Genomic DNA, 14,960 nt, shown 5'->3' on the forward strand with positions numbered 1-14,960 from the left:
CGTGTGATCACGCTCCGAAGTAGCCTGGACGGGTGGAAATCGACTCCCCGGAGACCCTGCGGGACCTCCTCGAACAGCGCGACTACCTGGCCGACCCGGGCCTGGCGACCGCCGCCTACCTGGCCCTGCGCATGGGCCGGCCGCTGTTCCTCGAAGGGGAGGCCGGAGTCGGCAAGACCGAACTCGCCAAGAACCTCGCCGCCGTCCTCGGCGCCCCGCTGATCCGCCTGCAGTGCTACGAGGGCCTCGACGCCGCCCAGGCCCTCTACGACTGGGACTTCGCCCGCCAGCTCCTGCACCTGAAAGCAGCCGAAGCCGCCGGGATAACCGACCTGCGGGCCCTCGAAGGCGAGATCTACGACCGCCGTTTCCTGATCGCCCGGCCGTTGTTGCAGGCGATCGAATCGCAGCCCGCCGTCCTTCTCGTCGACGAGATCGACCGGGCCGACGACGAATTCGAGGCCTTTCTCTTGGAGGTGCTCTCGGATTTCACCATCTCCATTCCGGAACTCGGCACCATTCGCGCCGCCGCGCCGCCGCTCGTCGTGCTGACGTCCAATCGCACCCGCGAAGTCCACGACGCCCTGAAAAGACGCTGCCTCTACCACTGGCTCGACCATCCGGGATTCGACCGCGAGGTCGCCATCCTGCTGCGCCGCCTGCCGTCCTGTACGTCCGCCCTCGCCGAGCAGGTCGCCCGCGCGGCGGCCCGCCTGAGAGCCGCCGACCTGCTGAAACCGCCCGGAATCGCCGAGACGCTCGACTGGGCCGAGGCGCTGCTGACGCTGGGGGCGAAACGGCTCGACCCGGAGACGGCGGCCGTGACGCTGGGGGCCGCGCTGAAATACCGCGAAGACCAGCAGACCGCCGTTCGCGACGGGCTTCTCGATGCCTGACGTCGTGCCGCTGATGGTGGGATTCGTCCGTACACTCCGGGCCGCCGGAGTGGCGGCCGACCACGAGCGGACCCGGGGTTTCCTGACCGCCCTGGAGAATCTCGACGCCGGAGAAAGGAAAGACGTCTATTGGGCCGGCCGGCTCACTTTGTGTTCCGGCCCCGACGACCTCCCGAGATACGACCGCTGTTTCGCGGCCTATTTCGACGGCCGCGCGACACCGAGGCCGTCGCCTTCCGTCACGGTCACCCGATACGTCGCCGCACCCGACGGCGCGCCCGAGGAGGGGCGCGAGCAGACCACCGCCGCCACCGCCAGCACCCTCGAAGTCCTGCGCGCCCGCGACGTCGCCACGCTCACCCCCGAGGAGCGCGCCGAGATCAACCGCCTGCTCGCGCTCATGCGCACCGCCCGCGAGACGCGCGCCACCCGCCGCCTGACCGCCTCCAAACGCGGTTCCCTCGACCCCCGCCGCATCGTCAGGGAGGCGATGAGACGGGGCGGCGAACCGGCCCGGCTGCGGTTCCGCGACCGGCGGCGCAAGCCCCGCAGGGTGGTGCTGCTGATCGACGTGAGCGGCTCCATGAAGGCGTACGCCGACACGCTGCTGCGGGTCGCCCACGCGGTGGTCCGGTCGGCGCCGCGCGCCACCGAGGTCTTCTCCGCCGGGACCCGGCTGACCCGGCTCACCGCCGAACTGCGGATCAGGGACGCCGCCCGCGCCATGGACCAGGTCTCGGCCGCCATCCCCGACTGGAGCGGCGGCACCCGCCTGGGGGAGGAGCTGCGGGCCTTCCTGCGGCTGCCGGACGCGCGGGGCGCGATCGTGGTGATCGCCTCCGACGGATGGGAACGCGGCGATCCGTCCCTGCTCGGCGCGCAGATGGAGCGGCTGGGCCGGATGGCCCACCGGGTCATCTGGGTTAACCCCCATAAGGGGGATCCGGCGTACCGCCCGCTCACCGGGGGGATGCGCGCGGCGCTGCCCCACATCGACGACTTGGTGGCCGGGCACAGCCTGGCCGCCTACGAGGAGCTGGCCCGGCTCCTCGCGGGAAGGAGAGCCGGACATGCGTGACATCCTTTCGCAGGTCAACCGCTGGTGGACGGCCGATCAGGGCGTGTTCGGCCTGGCCACGGTCGTCGGCACCTTCCGCAGCGCGCCACGCCAGCCCGGCGCGGCCATGGCCGTCCTCGGCGACGAGGCGGTCGGCAGCGTGTCGGGCGGCTGCGTCGAGGGCGCCGTCTACGAACTGGCCCAGGAGGTCGTCGCCTCCGGGAGACCCGTCCTCCAGCGGTACGGGGTGAGCGACGACGACGCCTTCGCCGTGGGCCTGACCTGCGGGGGCATCATCGACGTCTTCGTCGAGCCGGTGTCCAGAGACGCCTACCCCGAACTGGGCGAGATCGCGGCGTCGATCGAGAAGCGCGTCCCGGTGGCGGTGGCGACCATACTGTCCGGCCCCGGCCGGATCGGCGCGCGGCGCGTCGTGTGGGACGACCACGTCTCCGGCACCCTCGGCTCGCCCCGGCTCGACGCCGCCGTCGACGACGACGCCCGGGGCATGCTGGCCCAGGGCACCACCGGCGTCCGGCGCTACGGCCGCAGCGGCGAACGCCGCCTCGACGACCTCCAGGTGTTCGTCCAGTCGTTCGCGCCGCCGCCGAGGATGCTGGTGTTCGGCGCGATCGACTTCGCGGCGGCGGTGGCCCGGGTCGGCAAGTTCCTCGGCTACCACGTGGTCGTCTGCGACGCCCGGCCGGTGTTCGCGACCTCCAAGCGGTTCCCCGACGCCGACGAGGTCGTGGTGAAGTGGCCGCACGACTACCTGTCCCACGCGGCGGTCGACGAACGCACCGTCATCTGCGTGCTGACCCACGACCCGAAGTTCGACGTCCCGCTGCTGGAGGTGGCGCTGCGCACGCCCGCCGCCTACGTGGGCGCGATGGGCTCGCGCCGCACCCACGACGACCGCATGGCCCGGCTGCGCGAGATCGGCCTGACCGAGGCGGAGCTGGCCCGGCTGCGCTCGCCGATCGGCCTGGACCTGGGGGCCCGCACCCCCGAGGAGACGGCCGTGTCGATCGCAGCCGAGCTGATCCAGCTGCGCTGGGGCGGCTCGGGCCGCCCGCTGACCACCACCGAGGGCCGCATCCACGGCGAGCTCGCGTGATCGCCGGAATCCTGCTGGCCGCCGGGGCGGGCCGCCGGTTCGGCCGCCCGAAGGCCCTGGTCGAGTACGAGGGCGAACGCCTGGTCGACCGGGGGGTGCGGCTGCTGGAGGAGGGCGGCTGCCATCCGGTGGTCGTGGTGCTGGGGGCGGCGTGCGCCCAGGTGCGGGGCGCGGTGACCGTGCTGAACCCCGACTGGGCGTCCGGGATGGGCTCCTCGCTGCGCGTCGGCCTGGAGGCGGTCCCGCCGGAGGCGCCGGGGGTGGTGGTCGCCCTGGTCGACCAGCCGCTCATCCGGCCCGAGGCGGTCGAACGGCTCATCGCCGCCTTCCAGGCCGGGGCCGAACTCGCCGTCGCCACCTACGGGGGAGCGCAGCGCAACCCGGTGCTGATCGGCCGCGACCACATCGCCGAGGTGGCGGCCTCGCTGGCGGGGGACGTGGGCGCGCGCCCCTATCTGAGGCGGCACCCCGAGCTGGTCACCGAGGTGCCCTGCGACGACGCGGGAGACCCGGCGGACGTCGACGAGCCGGGCGACCTGCCGACGGGCTAGAACCTCAGGTCGGCGACGGCCGCGCGGTGGTCGCTGCCGGCGGCCTCGCGGACCTCCGCCAGGGTGGCCTCCATGCCCCGGTAGAGGATGTGGTCGGGCCGGGTGATCGGGAAGCCCGACGGCCAGGTGAAGCCGAAGCCCTGGCCGGCCTCCTCCTGGGCGTCGCGCAGCGGCGGCACCAGGTTGCCCCGGGCCCGGTCGGTCGTGGCGGTGTTCAGGTCGCCGAGCAGGACGAGCCGGCGGCTCTTGTCCTTGGCGATCACCTCGCCGGCCTCCTTCAGGGTCTTGTCCCGGAAGGAGGTCTCGCCGGGGCGGGCGGAGGCGAGGTGCATGACGTACACGGTCACGTCGCCCTTCTCGGCCTTGACGACGGCGCGCAGCGCCCTGGCCCAGCCGAGCCCCACGTCGACCCGTTTGGCGTCGTCGAGCCGGTATTTGCTCCACAACCCGACGGTCCCGACCTGGAAACGGTGGGGGAAGATGCGGCTGAGCTCCTTGGCGGCGGGGCCGCCCGGGGTCAGCTCCTGCGCCGCCACCACGTCACGGCCCTCGGCCGCGGCCCGCACCGCCTCGCCGGACAGGTCGTTGGCGACCCCGACGTTCAGCGTCGCCACGGTGAAGTCGCCGCTCCCGCCGGCCGGATGCCGCAGCACGCTCGGCCCGAACATCACGCCCCACACCACGGCCGGGGTCAGCGACGCCACGACCGCCCCCCGCGACCGGGCCACCGCCGCCAGCGCCACCAGCGGGACGATCACCACGCCGAGCCAGGGCAGCACGCTCTCGACGACCGGCATCACCCCGCCCAGTTCGGGCAGCAGCCGATGCCCGGCCAGGATCGCGGCGAGCACGATCGCGAACACCGACACCACACGAGCCAGCAAGATCCCTCCCCTGCCGGGAAAGTGTACGGCTCCCCGAATACGGAGGGCGTGAGCCGACATGTACCCTCGGAATCCCGTACTACCGGAACAACATTCGGTCCAGGAGGATCTATGCGGATCGGGATGGCCCTGAGCTATTCCGGCGGTTTCAAGGAGACCGTCGCCGAACTGGCCGACTACGAGAAGGCCGGCCTCGACATCGTGTTCGTCGCCGAGGCCTACAGCTTCGACGCGGTCAGCCAGATGGGGTACATCGCCGCCCGGACCGAGCGCCTGGAGATCGCCTCCGGCATCCTCCCGGTCTACTCCCGCACCCCCGCGCTGCTGGCCATGACGGCGGCCGGCCTCGACTACGTCTCCGACGGCCGCTTCACCCTGGGCCTGGGCGCCTCCGGACCGCAGGTGATCGAGGGCTTCCACGGCGTGCCCTACTCGGCCCCGCTGGGCCGCACCCGCGAGGTCATCGAGATCGCCCGCAAGGTGTGGAAGCGCGAGCGCCTCGAATACCAGGGCAAGCACTACACGATGCCCCTCCAGGGCGGCACCGGCCTCGGCAAGCCCCTGAAGCTGATCAACGCCCCCGTCCGCGAGCGCATCCCGATCGTGATCGCCGCCATCGGCCCCAAGAACGTCGAACTGGCCGCCGAACTGGCCGAGGGCTGGCTGCCCATCTTCTACATGCCGGAGAAGGCCGCCGACGTGTGGGGCCCGAGCCTGGCGGCCGGCGCGGCCAGACGAGCCCCCGAACTGGGCGGCCTGGACGTCATCGCCACCGCCCACCTGGCGATCGGCGACGACGTGGCCGGCTTCCTGGAGTTCGGCCGCCCGATGGCGGCGCTCTACATCGGCGGCATGGGCGCCAAGGGCAAGAACTTCTACAACGACCTCGCCGTCCGCTACGGCTACGAGAAGGAGGCCGCCGAGATCCAGGACCTCTACCTCGCCGGCAAGAAGGACGAGGCCGCCGCCCGGGTGCCCCACGAGCTGCTGGAGAAGATGTCCCTGATCGGCAGCGAGGGCTTCGTCCGGGACCGGCTGGCCGCGATGCGCGAGAGCGGCGTCACGACGATCAACGTGACCCCGATCGCCTCGACCCACGAGGAGCGCGTGCGCCTGATCGAGAAGGTGAAGGAACTCGCGGGCTGAACCCGGCCGCGGCCGTTCATCGGCGGATGAGAAGGGCGGGACGGAATGTCGGCCGCACCCTCTAGGGTCGCCGACCATGGACTCTCCATTTGCGTGGTCCGGCGTCTTCCCGGCGGAAGGCCCGCCATCCCCGGGAGCCGACGGCCCTCCCCTTCCGCCCGACCACGGTCTCCACACCGCCGCGGGTGAGCCGGAGGTGCGCCTCCTCGAAGAGCGGCTGGGCCTGCCGCTCCCGCCGAGCTACCGCGCGTTCCTCCTCTACGCCGACGGCTACGGCGACGCGGACGAGGACGATTACTGCCTGTTCCGGACGGAGCGGGTCGGCTGGTTGCGCGACCTGGAACCCGAGTGGTGCCAAATCTGGGGTCCCCAGGAGGGCGACAAGGTCCCGAGCGTGCCCGACGACCTCTATTTCGTCTACGGGCGGGGCCAGAACGGCTTCGTCCGCAACGAATACGTGCCGCACACCCTTCTCATCGGATGCTGGGACGGGCTGCTCCTCCTCAACCCCCTGGTCGTCACCCCCGACGGGGAGTGGGAGGCCTGGCATCTCGCGTCGTGGCGGGCGGGCGCGGCCCGGGGGCGGTCCTTCTGGGAGTTGATGGCGAGCGACCTGGTCTGAGGCCGCCCGGGCCGGTGGTGCCGAGGTGCTCAGGGCCGGAGGGAGATCTCGAACATCTCCCGCAGCCGTTCCTCGACCTGGTGGGCGTCGACCTCTTCGATCACTCCGGGGCCGAAGAGGCGGCGTACCGAACCGGTGCCCAGGATCATCGTGGCGGCCAGCAGGGCGCGTTGTTCCGGTTGCGGGCCGTCGAGCTGGGCGGCGATGCGCTTGACGACGGTCGCCTCGACGTGGGCGCGGAGGATGGCCTGGATCTCGGGGCTGGTGCCGGCGCGGTCGACCATGCGGGTGACCGGCTCGGTCGCGCCGCTCTGCAGGCGGACCGCCAGGCGGTGGGCCAGCCGGGCGGCGAGGCCGGCGGGGTCTCCGGCGATCACCGACTCGATCGTCGAGCCGGTCGCCAGGGCCTCGGCGAAGAGGGCCGCCTTCGTGCCGAAGTAGCGGTTCACCAGGGCGACGTTGGCCCCGGCCTCGGCGGCGATCATGCGCATCGTCACCTGGTCGTAGCCGTGGGCCGCGAACAGGTCGCGGGCGGCCTCCAGGATCCGCCGGCTGGTCGCCTCCCGATCTCTCGTCACCTGACGAATATTAGCTGCGTTTGACAAGTAAACAAGCGTCTACTAACTCTGTTGAGGAGCATTCTTTACACGGGGGGACGCCGGCTTTGACTCTCTTGGACGCACCACAACGCACCTACAGCCATCGTCAGGTCCTGGAGATCCTCTCGGGTCTCCTGCTCGCCCTGATGACCTCGATGCTCTCCACATCGGTCGTCGGCACCGCCCTCCCCACGATCGTCGGCGACCTGGGCGGCCAGGAGCAGCTCTCCTGGGTGGCCAGCGCGACCCTCCTCACGATGACCGTGTCCACCCCGCTGTGGGGCAAGCTGTCCGACATCTTCGGCCGCAAGCGCCTCTTCCAGATCGCCCTCGGCCTGTTCGTGGCCGCCTCGGTGGTGGCGGGGCTGTCGCAGAACATCGGCATGCTCATCGCGGCCCGCGCGGTCCAGGGCCTCGGCACGGGCGGCCTGTCGGCCCTCACCCAGGTCATCCTGGGCGACATCGTGCCGCCCCGGGAGCGGGGGCGTTACTCCGGCTACGTCGGCGCGGTCTTCGGCATCTCGACCGTCGCCGGGCCGCTGCTCGGCGGGTTCATCGTCGACACCGACTGGCTGGGCTGGCGCTGGTGCTTCTACGTCTGCGTGCCGCTCGCGGTCGTGGCCTTCGCGGTGGTCCAGCGGGTGCTCCGGTTCGACCACGAGAGCCGCGACGCCCGCATCGACTGGTGGGGCGCGACCACGCTGACCGGCGGTGCGACCGCCCTGATGCTGCTGCTGTCGTTCGGCGGCCACGAGTTCGAGTGGAACTCGGCGTGGACCTACGTCCTGGGCGCGGTCACGGTGGTCCTGGTCGCGGCGGCGGTCGTGGCCGAACGGGCGGCGGCCTCGCCGATCCTGCCGCCGCGGCTGTTCCGCGACCGCACGTTCGTGCTGGCGAGTGTCGCCTCGCTCCTGGTCGGCGTCGCCCTGTTCGGCGCGATGATCTACCTGCCGCAGTACCTCCAGATCGTCAAGGGCATGTCGCCCACCGAGTCGGGCCTGATGACCCTCCCGATGGTGGTCGGCCTGTTCCTCAGCTCGATCGTCTCGGGCAAGGTCGCCTCGTCGACCGGGCGGTGGAAGGCGTTCCCGGCCGTCGGGCTGGTGCTGGTCGCGGTCGGGCTGTTCCTGCTGTCGCGGCTGCACGTCGACTCCACGCCGGTGGAGATCGGGGGGTACATCACGATCCTGGGCGCCGGGCTCGGCATGACGATGCAGATGCTCGTGCTCGCCGCGCAGAACGCCGCCTCCCGCGAGGACATGGCGGTCAGCACGTCCGGCGTCACGTTCTTCCGCAGCCTGGGCGGCGCGGTCGGCGTCGCGGCGTTCGGCGCGATCCTCACCAACCGGGTCAAGGACGAACTGGCCGCCCGGCTCGGCGGCGGCGCCGCCGCGCCCCAGCTCGGCACCCCCGAGGCCATCCACGGCCTGCCGCCGCAGGTGGTGAAGGCGGTGCTGGAGTCGTACACGGAGGCGATGCAGACCGTGTTCCTGGTCGGGGTGCCCGCGGCGGTGCTCGGGGTGGTCGCGGTGCTGTTCCTCAAGGAGGTGCCGCTGCGCGGCGGCGGTGCCCCGCAGCCCCGGGGCGGCCGGCACGAGCGCCGAAGGCAGCCCGCCTGAGGCACTCGTTTGGCAGCATGACCGGGTGACGTCAATCGACTCGCACGACGCCCGCGCCCTGGCCCAGAGCCTCCGCCGGGTCTACGAAGCCGTCGCCGGACGGGTGAGCGAGGACAACGCCTCCTCGCCCCTCGTCGCCAAGGTCACCGGCCACCTGGGCCGGCCCCTGAGCGAGCTGGTGGTGGTCGAGGAGAAGTACCGCCTCTTCGAGCACGCCGGCCTCCAGCTCGCCGCCGACCGCTACCTGGCCGCCCACACCCCCGACGCCGGATGGTTCGGCGTGGTGGGCTCCGACCGGCGCTTCATGAGCATGATCAACATGATCACCAGCGCCCTCACCCACGGCGGCACGCTGCTGGGCCGCGCCGACTACACGGTGGCCGCCGTCGGCCCCGACGAGACCATCGACGTGGTCCAGCTCGGCCTGGTGTGCACCCACGCCCCCGACGGCGCCCCGGTGGTGCTGGGGGTCAACACCCGCGAGGACTTCACCGAGGCCTCCGTCCTGACGGTCATCGCCGCCGACAGGGAGACCGCGACGGGCGTGCGCCAGGAGGTCGACCGCCTCATGCGCGAGCTCGATCCGCTGCGCGGCCGGGTGGTCACCTTCGGCTTCAGCGAGCACCGCAGGAACGAGCTGCTCACCTTCGTCCCCCGGGCCGAGCTGGCCCCCGAGGAGGTGGTGCTGCCCGAGGGCCGCCTCGAAGCCCTGGAGGAGCACGTCGTCGGCATCGGGCGGCAGGGCGACCGGCTCCGCGAGGCGGGCCAGCACCTGCGGCGGGGCCTGCTGCTCTACGGGCCGCCCGGCACGGGCAAGACCCACACCGTGCGCTACCTGCTCGGGCGGCGGCCCGAGAGCACCGCGATCCTGATGACCGCCGAGGGCATGGCGAAGATCGGCTTCGCGGTCGCCCTGGCCCGGAAGCTGCAACCCTCGATCGTGGTCGTCGAGGACGTCGACCTCATCGCCGAGGACCGCTCCCACTTCCAGACCAGCCCGCTGCTGTTCAGCCTCCTCGACGCCATGGACGGCGTCGCCGGAGACGCCGACGTGACCTTCCTGCTCACCACCAACCGGGTGGAGGCCCTGGAGACGGCGCTGGTCCAGCGGCCCGGCCGCATCGACCTGGCCGTCGAGATCCCGCCCCCCGACGCCCGCGCCCGGGAGCGGCTGGTCCGCCTCTACACCCGGGACCGGCCCGTCGAGGCCGACGTGGCGGCGATCGTCGCGGCCACCGAGGGCGTCACCGCCTCCTACATCAAGGAACTGCTGAGAAGGGTCGTCCTCACGGCCCTGCGGCGAGACGAGCACGCCCTCACCGACGCCCACTTCGCCGAGGTCCTCGACCGGATGGCCGACGACGGCGAGTCCCTCACCCGCGCCCTCCTCGGCGGCGCGGCGAAACCGGGGGAGGTCCGCGCGAAGGCCCGCCTGGAGCCCCCGGCATGCTGACGTGTCCTACATTCCAACCATGAGCTTCGCCGAACGCCGCGCCCGCCTGGCCGCCCTCCTCGCCGAGGGCGGCCACGCCGGCCTGCTGGTCACCCGGCCCGTCAACGTGCGCTACCTGACCGGCCTGGCCAGTTCCAACGCCGCCGTGCTGGTGCGGGCCGACGCGAGCGCGGTCCTGGCGACCGACTCCCGCTACATCGAGACGGCCCGGGGGCTCGGCGGCGACGTACAGCTCAAGGAGACCCGCGACGTCGCCGGCGACCTGCTGGAACCCGGCGCCGCCGTCGAGGCCCACCACCTGACGGTCGCCGAATACCACCGCCTGGGCGGGAGGGCGCCCCTCACGGAGGGCCTCGTCGAGGACCTCAGAACGGTCAAGGACGACGCCGAGATCGCCGCCCTGGCCCGCGCCTGCGCCCTCACCGACCAGGCGTTCGCGCTGGTCGCCGAGCAGATCGCGGCCGGCATGACCGAGCGCGAGATCGCCCGGATGCTCGAACTGCGCATGACGGAACTGGGCGCCGACCGCCCCGCCTTCGAGACGATCGTCGCGAGCGGCCCCAACGGCGCCGTCCCCCACCACTCGCCCGGCGACCGCCCGGTCCGGCGGGGCGACCTCGTCACCATGGACTTCGGCGCCCTGTACGCCGGCTACCACGCCGACATGACCCGGACCGTGGCCCTGGGCGAGCCGTCCGGCTGGCAGCGCGAGATCTACACCCTCGTCCACGACGCCCAGGCGGCCGGACGCGCCGCCGTCCGCCCGGGGGCGACGGCGGCCGAGATCGACGCCGCCGCGCGCGACGTGATCGCCGCCGCCGGATACGGCGACCGCTTCGGCCACGGCCTCGGCCACGGCGTGGGCCTGGAGATCCACGAGGAGCCGTTTCTCGGCCCCGGCCGGACCGGTAGACTAGAGGATCGAGTTCCGATCACCGTCGAACCCGGGGTCTACCTGCCGGGGTTGGGCGGTGTGCGCATCGAGGACACGCTCGTGACGCGTGACCCATTGCCGGAACTGCTCACACTCACCACCAGGGAGCTGCTCGTCCTGTGAGCGGCCCGCACGCAGGAGAAGAGACTTCACGTGGCGACCACGAACGACCTCAAGAACGGACTCGTGCTCAAACTCGACGGCGGCGACCTCTGGTCCGTCGTGGAGTTCCAGCACGTCAAGCCCGGTAAGGGCGGTGCGTTCGTCCGCACGAAGCTGAAGAACATCATGTCGGGCAAGGTCGTCGACAAGACCTTCAACGCCGGCGTCAAGGTCGAGGTGGCGACCGTCGACCGCCGCGAGATGCAGTTCTCCTACATGGACGGCGACGAGTTCGTCTTCATGGACACCGAGACCTACGACATGCTCAACGTCTCCCGCGTGGCCGTCGGCGACGCCGCCAACTACCTGCTCGAGAACATGCTCGCCACGGTCGCGATCAACGAGGGCAACGTCCTCTACGTCGAGCTCCCGGCCGCCGTCGAGCTGACGATCGCCGAGACCGAGCCGGGCCTCCAGGGCGACCGCTCGACCGGCGGCACCAAGCCCGCCACGCTCGAGACCGGCGCCGAGATCAAGGTGCCGCTGTTCATCACCACCGGCGAGAAGGTCAAGGTCGACACCCGGACCGGCGACTACCTCGGTCGCGCTTGATGTCTGCCCGGGGGAAGGCGCGCCGCCGCGCGCTCGACATCCTCTTCGAGGCCGAGGCACGTGACACCAACCCGCTCGACATCCTCGCCGAGCGGGTCGAGCGGGCCGAGCCTCCGGTCAACGAGTACACGATCAGCCTGGTCGAGGGCGTGGCCGGACGGCTGGGCCGCATCGACGAGCTCATCTCGACCTACGCGGAGGGGTGGACGATGGAGCGCATGCCCGCCGTCGACCGCAACATCCTCCGCGTCGGCACCTACGAGATGCTCTGGGTCGAGGAAGTGCCCGAGGGCGTCGTGATCAGTGAGTGGGTGGGCCTCGCCGGTGAGCTCTCGACCGACGAGTCGCCCCAGTTCGTCAACGGCCTGCTGGCCCGGTTCAAGCAGCTCAAGCCGTCCCTGACGCTCTGAGCTCCGGCGGCGGCGTAGGCTGGCGTGCCTACGCCGTCGTCGACATTTCGGAGGATCACCGTGCGTGACGCCACGCGGCAGGCCGTCGTCTGGGAGTCGCTCCAGGCGGTCATCGCCGGCAGATCCGCGCTCGACATCCTCGACGCCGGCGGCGGCACCGGCGGGTTCGCGGTGCCGCTGGCCCGCCTGGGCCACTCGGTGACCGTGGTCGACCCCACACCCGACTCGCTGGCCGCGCTGGAGCGCCGCGCCGCCGAGGCCGGCGTGACCGTCACCGGCCTCCAGGGCGACGCCGGCGACCTGGCCGACCTCCTCCCGCCCGCCAGCGCCGACCTGGTGCTCTGCCACAGCGTCCTGGAATACGTCGACGACCCCTCGGCCGCCCTCGCGTCGGTCCACACGGTCGTCCGCCCCGGGGGAGTGGTCAGCGTCCTGGCCGCCAACCCCGTCGCCACCGCCATCCACCGCGCCCTGGCCGGCAACTTCGCCGAGGCCCGCGACGTGCTGGAGACGGGCACCTGGGGCGAGAAGGACCCGACCCCCCGCCGCTTCACCGGCGAGGCCCTCGCGGCCCTCCTGAGCAAGGCCGGCTTCACCGTCGGCGAGGTCCAGGGCGCCCGCGTCTTCACCGACCTGGTCCCCAGCCGCTTCGCCGAAGACGACCCGGACGGCTTGATCGAGCTGGAAAGGGCCGCCACCGCCCACCCCGTCCTGAGGGACATCGCGACCAGGATCCACCTCTTGGCCCACCGCTAAAAGCCTCTTTCCGTTACGGCTCCGCCCACCCCGGCACCGACCACCGCTCCCGGGAAGCGCCGCACCCGGCGCCAACCGCCCGCTCCCGCTCCACTCGCCGACGAGCCGGTCCGGCCGAGCGGGCAGGTCCGGCCGTGGGTGCGCGTCGGCCGGGGCGAGGGGTCGGGTGAACATGCAGGTCTGCTCGTGCTGTGCCCGAGCGCGCCGGTGTCCGGACTGAGGAGCGCAGGAGAGCGAAGCGACCCGGAGCGACGAGGGAAGACGCCGGCTGAAAGCGCTCGGGCCCGCGCGGGCGGAGCCCGCGCAATCAAACAGGCGTTCGGTTAGACTCGCGCCATGTCGAGGAAACAGGTGTTGCCGCAGGTCACCGGCCCGGCCCAAGTCGCCGACGACACCGGTTGCCCGATCCTCCACGTCGACATGGACGCGTTCTTCGCCGCCGTCGAGCTGATCGAGCGCCCGGAGCTCCAGGGCACCCCCGTGATCGTCGGCGCCGCCGGGGCGCGGGGCGTGGTGCTGAGCGCCACCTACGAGGCCCGCAGGTTCGGGGTCCACTCGGCGATGCCGATGACCCGGGCGATGCGCCTGTGCCCGCAGGCGACGGTCATCCCGCCCTCCCACGGCAAATACGGCGCGATCTCCAAGGGCGTCTTCGAGATCTTCCACGCGGTCACCCCGCTCGTGGAGCCGCTCTCGGTCGACGAGGCCTTCCTCGACGTCGGCGGGGCCCGCCGCAGGCTGGGGTCCCCGGTTCAGATCGCGGCGGCGATCCGGGCCCAGGTGGCCGAGCGCTTCGGGGTGACCTGCTCGGTCGGGGTCGCGTCCACCAAGTTCGTCGCCAAGCTCGCCTCCCGCCAGTGCAAGCCCGACGGCCTCCTGGTCGTCCCGGCCGAGGGCGTCGTCGAGTTCCTCCATCCGCTGCCCGTCGCCGCCCTGTGGGGCGTGGGCGAACGCACTGAGCAGGCCCTGACGCGCCTGGGCATCAAAACGGTGGGCGACCTGGCCCGGGTGCCGGTTGCCACGCTCCAGCGCGAGTTCGGGGCCGCGGGGAGCCATCTGGCGGCGCTGGCGTGGGGCCGCGACGAGCGCCGGGTGACCGCCCACGTCCCGGACAAGAGCATCGGCAACGAGGAGACCTTCGCCCACGACGTCGACGACCCCGAGACGATCATGCGGGAGCTGCTCCGGCTCTCGGAGCGGGTCGCCGCCCGGCTGCGCGCCGCCGGCTACGTCGGCCGGACCGTCAGCGTGAAGCTGCGCCGGTCCGATTTCACGACCATCACGCGGTCGCGTACCCTCCGAGAGGCCACAGATGTGGCGAAAGAGATACATACCACCGCTTGCGACCTCTACAGGGCCGCAGGTCTCGATAGAGTGCGGCTGCGACTCGTAGGCGTCCGGATGGAGAACCTCCGCCCGGCAGACACGGCGACCAGGCAAATCGGCCTGGGAGACCGCGAGATCGGCTGGCGGGAGGCGGAACAGGCCATGGACAAGGCGATCCGGAGGTTCGGACCGGATGCGGTCCGCCCCGCCTCGCTCGTCCGAAAACGGTTTGGTCCAATGGATCTATGACGTCACCTCCGCATTGGACCGCGCTTGTGGACGTTCTGACCGTTTTCTTTCGCCCACGTCTACAGACTCGTATTCTGGGGATAACCGACCGCAGGGTTCGGACATCCTTCGTTCGTTGCCGTCTTCCCCGTCTTGGGGCCGTCCTTGGGAGGCGCCGTGCCGCTGTCTGAGCACGAGCAGCGCTTGCTCGACCAGATCGAGCAGGCCCTCTATGCCGAGGACCCGAAGTGGGCCAATACCGTCCGGATCAGTGACCCACGCAGCCATTACAAGCGCCGCCTGGTGAAGGCCTCCATCGGCTTCGCACTCGGCGTCGTCCTGCTGATGGTCGGCGTCGTGTCCACCGTCATCTGGCTCGGGGTCGCCGGCTTTGTGGTCATGCTCGCGACGTGTCTGTGGGGTCTGTCCAGCTGGAAACGCATGAACGGTTTCCACGGCGACAGCCGCTCCGCCACGTCCACGCAGCAGCAGGGGCCGGCCGCCCGCCGTGGGCGCCGTCCCGGCTTCATGGAGCGCATGGAGGAGCGCTGGCGCCGTCGTAACGACGAGCGCTAGCCGCCGCGGTTTCACTTGTCACACTAATCACGCGAACACGGCGGGCCCGGGGCTGACACGCCCCGAGCCCGC

The 14,960-nt window shown here is 71.7% G+C and carries 16 protein-coding genes; 14 read left to right on the forward strand and 2 right to left on the reverse strand.

What is annotated here, in order from left to right:
* The first annotated feature begins 32 nt into the window (after positions 1–32).
* The 4 genes from QSK34_RS03280 to QSK34_RS03295 are packed head-to-tail and all read left to right on the forward strand — an operon-like array spanning position 33 to position 3,621.
* The gene (locus tag QSK34_RS03280) at positions 33–896 is read left to right on the forward strand and encodes an AAA family ATPase (RefSeq protein WP_285579693.1); all 864 of its coding nucleotides are present in this window, start codon (positions 33–35) and stop codon (positions 894–896) included.
* Entirely contained in the window at positions 889–1,974 is a 1,086-nt protein-coding gene (locus QSK34_RS03285; protein WP_285579695.1) for a vWA domain-containing protein, read from the forward strand. The genes QSK34_RS03280 and QSK34_RS03285 overlap by 8 nt, the downstream gene beginning before the upstream one ends.
* Positions 1,967–3,070 carry an XdhC family protein gene (locus tag QSK34_RS03290; protein ID WP_161480083.1) on the forward strand — a complete coding sequence of 368 codons (1,104 nt, stop codon included), beginning with the start codon at positions 1,967–1,969 and terminating at the stop codon, positions 3,068–3,070. The genes QSK34_RS03285 and QSK34_RS03290 overlap by 8 nt, the downstream gene beginning before the upstream one ends.
* Complete coding sequence (locus QSK34_RS03295) at positions 3,067–3,621, forward strand: nucleotidyltransferase family protein (protein ID WP_285579700.1); 555 nt, start codon at positions 3,067–3,069, stop codon at positions 3,619–3,621. The genes QSK34_RS03290 and QSK34_RS03295 overlap by 4 nt, the downstream gene beginning before the upstream one ends.
* Here the strand turns inward: QSK34_RS03295 and QSK34_RS03300 are convergent.
* The gene (locus tag QSK34_RS03300; RefSeq protein ID WP_285579702.1) at positions 3,618–4,505 is read right to left on the reverse strand and encodes an endonuclease/exonuclease/phosphatase family protein; all 888 of its coding nucleotides are present in this window, start codon (positions 4,503–4,505) and stop codon (positions 3,618–3,620) included. The two genes, QSK34_RS03295 and QSK34_RS03300, sit on opposite strands and share 4 nt — an antisense overlap.
* A 111-nt stretch (positions 4,506–4,616) precedes the next feature.
* Here QSK34_RS03300 and QSK34_RS03305 point away from each other — a divergent pair, with 111 nt between their 5' ends.
* On the forward strand, positions 4,617–5,651 hold the full coding sequence (locus QSK34_RS03305; RefSeq protein ID WP_285579704.1) for an LLM class F420-dependent oxidoreductase: 1,035 nt from the start codon (positions 4,617–4,619) through the stop codon (positions 5,649–5,651).
* A 76-nt stretch (positions 5,652–5,727) separates the two neighbouring features.
* Positions 5,728–6,273, forward strand: a complete 546-nt coding sequence (locus QSK34_RS03310; RefSeq protein WP_285579706.1) for an SMI1/KNR4 family protein — start codon at positions 5,728–5,730, stop codon at positions 6,271–6,273.
* A 29-nt stretch (positions 6,274–6,302) separates the two neighbouring features.
* Here the strand turns inward: QSK34_RS03310 and QSK34_RS03315 are convergent, their stop codons facing one another.
* The gene (locus tag QSK34_RS03315) at positions 6,303–6,851 is read right to left on the reverse strand and encodes a TetR/AcrR family transcriptional regulator (RefSeq protein WP_285579708.1); all 549 of its coding nucleotides are present in this window, start codon (positions 6,849–6,851) and stop codon (positions 6,303–6,305) included.
* Between the two features lie 86 nt (positions 6,852–6,937).
* Here QSK34_RS03315 and QSK34_RS03320 point away from each other — a divergent pair, with 86 nt between their 5' ends.
* The 8 genes from QSK34_RS03320 to QSK34_RS03355 all read left to right on the forward strand — a co-directional run bounded on the left by QSK34_RS03320 (position 6,938) and on the right by QSK34_RS03355 (position 14,888).
* Positions 6,938–8,491, forward strand: a complete 1,554-nt coding sequence (locus QSK34_RS03320) for an MDR family MFS transporter (protein ID WP_285579711.1) — start codon at positions 6,938–6,940, stop codon at positions 8,489–8,491.
* 25 nt (positions 8,492–8,516) lie between these two features.
* Complete coding sequence (locus QSK34_RS03325; RefSeq protein ID WP_285579714.1) at positions 8,517–9,944, forward strand: AAA family ATPase; 1,428 nt, start codon at positions 8,517–8,519, stop codon at positions 9,942–9,944.
* A 19-nt stretch (positions 9,945–9,963) separates the two neighbouring features.
* Positions 9,964–11,001 (forward strand): M24 family metallopeptidase, encoded by a 1,038-nt coding sequence (locus tag QSK34_RS03330; RefSeq protein WP_285579716.1) that lies wholly within the window; start codon positions 9,964–9,966, stop codon positions 10,999–11,001.
* 30 nt (positions 11,002–11,031) lie between these two features.
* Positions 11,032–11,592 (forward strand): elongation factor P, encoded by a 561-nt coding sequence (gene efp, locus QSK34_RS03335; protein ID WP_030450338.1) that lies wholly within the window; start codon positions 11,032–11,034, stop codon positions 11,590–11,592.
* A complete protein-coding gene (nusB, locus tag QSK34_RS03340; RefSeq protein ID WP_161480075.1) occupies positions 11,592–12,002 on the forward strand; it encodes a transcription antitermination factor NusB in 411 nt (136 codons plus the stop codon). The genes efp and nusB overlap by 1 nt, the downstream gene beginning before the upstream one ends.
* 60 nt (positions 12,003–12,062) lie before the next feature.
* A complete protein-coding gene (locus tag QSK34_RS03345) occupies positions 12,063–12,758 on the forward strand; it encodes a methyltransferase domain-containing protein (RefSeq protein ID WP_285579720.1) in 696 nt (231 codons plus the stop codon).
* Between the two features lie 336 nt (positions 12,759–13,094).
* A complete protein-coding gene (locus tag QSK34_RS03350) occupies positions 13,095–14,333 on the forward strand; it encodes a DNA polymerase IV (protein ID WP_285579722.1) in 1,239 nt (412 codons plus the stop codon).
* 156 nt (positions 14,334–14,489) lie between these two features.
* Positions 14,490–14,888: an SCO2097 family morphological protein gene (locus QSK34_RS03355; RefSeq protein ID WP_030450334.1), complete on the forward strand. Its 399-nt coding sequence runs from the start codon at positions 14,490–14,492 to the stop codon at positions 14,886–14,888.
* Positions 14,889–14,960 lie beyond the last annotated feature (72 nt).

It is taken from the genome of Herbidospora sp. NBRC 101105, assembly GCF_030269205.1.
Classification (GTDB): domain Bacteria; phylum Actinomycetota; class Actinomycetes; order Streptosporangiales; family Streptosporangiaceae; genus Herbidospora; species Herbidospora solisilvae.

Bases quoted from the DNA above. Each gene is read 5' to 3' on its own strand.
- QSK34_RS03285 (WP_285579695.1), top strand. From the start codon at position 889: ATGCCTGACGTCGTGCCGCTGATGGTGGGATTCGTCCGTACACTCCGG.
- QSK34_RS03290 (WP_161480083.1), top strand. From the start codon at position 1,967: ATGCGTGACATCCTTTCGCAGGTCAACCGCTGGTGGACGGCCGATCAG.
- QSK34_RS03305 (WP_285579704.1), top strand. From the start codon at position 4,617: ATGCGGATCGGGATGGCCCTGAGCTATTCCGGCGGTTTCAAGGAGACC.
- QSK34_RS03310 (WP_285579706.1), top strand. From the start codon at position 5,728: ATGGACTCTCCATTTGCGTGGTCCGGCGTCTTCCCGGCGGAAGGCCCG.
- QSK34_RS03330 (WP_285579716.1), top strand. From the start codon at position 9,964: ATGAGCTTCGCCGAACGCCGCGCCCGCCTGGCCGCCCTCCTCGCCGAG.
- nusB (WP_161480075.1), top strand. From the start codon at position 11,592: ATGTCTGCCCGGGGGAAGGCGCGCCGCCGCGCGCTCGACATCCTCTTC.
- QSK34_RS03350 (WP_285579722.1), top strand. From the start codon at position 13,095: ATGTCGAGGAAACAGGTGTTGCCGCAGGTCACCGGCCCGGCCCAAGTC.